Annotated in this window: 5 protein-coding genes; 2 read left to right on the top strand and 3 right to left on the bottom strand. The window is 62.6% G+C overall.

Going from position 1 to position 2,879, the window contains the following annotated elements; genetic code table 11:
* Positions 1-203 precede the first annotated feature (203 nt).
* Both ACTJK8_RS29400 and ACTJK8_RS29395 read right to left on the bottom strand, forming a co-directional pair.
* Positions 204-488 carry a HigA family addiction module antitoxin gene (locus tag ACTJK8_RS29400; RefSeq protein ID WP_440762996.1) on the bottom strand — a complete coding sequence of 95 codons (285 nt, stop codon included), beginning with the start codon at positions 486-488 and terminating at the stop codon, positions 204-206.
* A gap of 4 nt (positions 489-492) precedes the next feature.
* A complete protein-coding gene (locus tag ACTJK8_RS29395; protein WP_012340153.1) occupies positions 493-780 on the bottom strand; it encodes a type II toxin-antitoxin system RelE/ParE family toxin in 288 nt (95 codons plus the stop codon).
* A gap of 251 nt (positions 781-1,031) precedes the next feature.
* On the opposite strand from ACTJK8_RS29395, the gene ACTJK8_RS29390 reads away from it, so the two are divergent.
* Both ACTJK8_RS29390 and ACTJK8_RS29385 read left to right on the top strand, forming a co-directional pair.
* Positions 1,032-1,697 carry a nucleotide-binding protein gene (locus ACTJK8_RS29390; RefSeq protein ID WP_440762995.1) on the top strand — a complete coding sequence of 222 codons (666 nt, stop codon included), beginning with the start codon at positions 1,032-1,034 and terminating at the stop codon, positions 1,695-1,697.
* A complete protein-coding gene (locus ACTJK8_RS29385) occupies positions 1,697-2,011 on the top strand; it encodes a ribbon-helix-helix domain-containing protein (protein ID WP_440762994.1) in 315 nt (104 codons plus the stop codon). The genes ACTJK8_RS29390 and ACTJK8_RS29385 overlap by 1 nt, the downstream gene beginning before the upstream one ends.
* A 215-nt stretch (positions 2,012-2,226) precedes the next feature.
* Here ACTJK8_RS29385 and ACTJK8_RS29380 read toward each other — a convergent pair whose 3' ends face one another.
* A complete protein-coding gene (locus tag ACTJK8_RS29380) occupies positions 2,227-2,823 on the bottom strand; it encodes a RidA family protein (RefSeq protein ID WP_440762993.1) in 597 nt (198 codons plus the stop codon).
* Positions 2,824-2,879: the final 56 nt, after the last annotated feature.

The following is a 2,879-nucleotide window of genomic DNA, read 5'->3' as shown; positions in this document are numbered from 1 at the left end:
ACGGCCCTCCAGTTTGGCGACTGGGGGGCCGTTGGCTTTTCAGGGGTCGACTTGCGGCGGCGTGATCTCCTGATGATGCCGGCGACTCGCACGAGGCGATGTGTAGCCGGACATCGCATGTCGGCTGGCGGGCACGGCTAAGTCAACGTTGTGGCTTCGTCCGGATCGCTGAACGCTATGGCGCGCCAAGCCAGCCGGATCGCTCACACCGGCTCGTAGTGCCGCACCTTCGAGAGATCCGTCTCGGCCTCTGCATGCGAGAGGTCGTGGGCGGTCTGAAGGTTGAGCCAGAACTGAGGCGTCGTCCCAAACCGAATGCTGAGTCGAAGCGCGGTATCTGCAGTGACACCGCGACGCTCGCGGACGATCTCGCTTAGCCTGTTAGCAGGCACATCGATCTCAGCTGCGAGGCGGTTGGCGCTGAGGCCGAGCGGCGCCATGAACTCCTCGCGGAGAACCTCGCCAGGGTGCGTTCGCAGACGGGGCATGGGATTATCCTCTGTGATAGTCCACGATCTCGACGTTCTCCGGTCCGATGTCGCCCCACCTGAAGCAGATGCGCCACTGGTCGTTGATGCGGATGCTCCACTGTCCGTCGCGATCCCCGCTCAGCTTCTCGAGCTGATTGCCGGGCGGTGATCGCAGGTCGCCCAACGCGACTGCGGCATCGATCATATCGAGCTTGCGCACGGCGACGGACTTGAAGGCACGCCATTGCCGGTGACAGGTATCGTGGAGGTGGAGCGCCTCCGTATCCTTGTCCGCGAAACTCTGAATCATCGCCGATTGCTACGTTGTACGTATCACGTATCAAACTAGGCGATGAAACGCAACGGCCTTCGCGCGAGGGAGCGCACAAGTTGCCGTCGCACCCCCGAGCGAGGAGCGACCAACCCTGCCGGTCCAACCCGCCACACTTCCACACAAGTTTATCTGGGTGAGAATACACCTGTTGACGTTCAGGCAATTTTGGACGTGTAGCTGTGCATCTGTTGGTATCCATCCTGGATTGCCTGTATGGAGGCACACCGATGAAGGTGGTGGCGCTACTCGCCTGGAAAGGCGGTGTTGGGAAGTCGACCCTGACGATCAATCTTGCCGCGGCCGCGATCGAGGATGGTCACAAGGTCGGCATCATCGATCTCGACCCACAGTCGAGCCTGTCAGAATGGTCTGACCGTCGTGACGCGGAACAGCCGTTTGTATCGGACGCCAAGCCCCGCGCCGTGGCTCAGATCGTTGATGCTGGTCGCGGGCTCGGCCTAGACCTGATGCTGATCGACACCCCACCGAACGCGACAGACGAGGTCGATGCCGCCCTGGCTGTCGCGGATGCGGTGGCCATCCCGACCGGGGTTGCCCTCTTCGACCTAAAGGCTGTCACCCGCACAGTGCGTGTTGCCACACAGGCCAACAAGCCAACAAGTGTGATCCTAAACAGAGTCGGTAACCGGAGCGACCGCGAAGCTGCCCGGATCCGGCGCGAGCTGAACCAGATCGGCATGCCAATTCTCAAGGACGTAATTCACGATCTGAAGGTGTTCCCTCGCTCGGCGGATGCCGGTCAGACGGCCATCGAGGTCGAGCCAGAGGGGAAGGGCGCCGTGGATGTAAGAGCTGTGTGGAAACACATTTCCAAACAGGTTGGCTTGCGTGCTAAGACACGATCACGCAAACTTGAGAGTGTGCCTGTGTGATGGCTAAGCCTAACCCCCTGTCCCTGGCCGCCCAGGTCGCGGAGTCACTGAAGGCTCCAGAGAAGCCAAAGGCCGCACCGCTTCCAACGCCGGGCCATGAGCTCACGCCGGCGAAGACCTCTCGTGAGGGCAAGCGTTTCCTTGGTTACTACGTCGAGCCGCTCAGGCACGAGGAGATCAAGCAAGCAGCCCTCGACGAGGGGATCCAGATCCAGGAATTGCTGCGCCAAGCCATTGATGCGTGGATGGATGCGCACGGCGCTGAAGCTGTAGCCGCAGTGGAACGACGGCGAGCCCGGAGGGCGGCTCGCTGAGCACTACGTCCAACTGGTACAGTCACTGGTATTATCGATTAAACGAGGCGAAGCTGTAAGCAGTTGGAGTCAAAGCGCAAATTGAAAACCACGCCTGACCTGTATCTGTTCTTCCAGCTCACTGGTGAGAACACGTAGCCATTGTCCTAGCTTCCGATAGCGTTCGCGTATCGGAAGCCACAGACGCCATGGCGGACCCAGCAAGGCCCCGCGGCTCATTGGAACGGTATCGCGCGTCGCAGCTCATCAAGCCGTTCGGCTGGCGACTGGATGTCGGAGCGCTCAAGCCCGAGGTCGCGCAGCAGCCAGTCCCCTTGCTCGTTGATGCGGCTCAACGGACGGCCGCGGGCAGCCGCAAAGCCTCGCGCCCACCGGGCAATCCACCAAAGCAGTCCGGCCGCACGATCGCCGAACACGGAGTGTCGGACTGCCGTAACCTCGATCTCGACCAACGCGTCTGCGCGGGCAAGCGCGGCGGCAACGAGGACAGTCACTGCGGCCGGCGCGCTCGAAGCCCAGCGAGTCTGCCGAACCCGCTCCAGGGTGCAGAGATCGTCGGTCCGCGTCAGGATGAACGTCACCTTCCTCAAGTCGGCAAGCACCATCCCGGCAGCGGCCAGCAGCGCCTCCACGTTGGCCATCGCCTGTCCAAGCTGCTCGGCGAACTCGGCGCGCATCCGCCCGTCGGGAGCGACCCCGACCTGGCCTGACACGAACAGGGTTCGCCCCAAAGGGGCTTCGCGGGCGTGGGCGTAGATGGTGCGGGCCTGATCCGGCACCGCCCAAACGGTTGGGGGATTGAGGGTCGTCACGGCTGTTCGCCTTGGTTGCACCCCGTGCCCCGAAGATCGGGCTCCACTGCGCGGGG

Source organism: Methylobacterium sp. 22177, from assembly GCF_052045615.1.
Lineage (GTDB): Bacteria > Pseudomonadota > Alphaproteobacteria > Rhizobiales > Beijerinckiaceae > Methylobacterium > Methylobacterium radiotolerans.
Note: the sequence above shows the minus strand (reverse complement) of the source record. Positions and strands in the feature narration are given on the sequence as shown.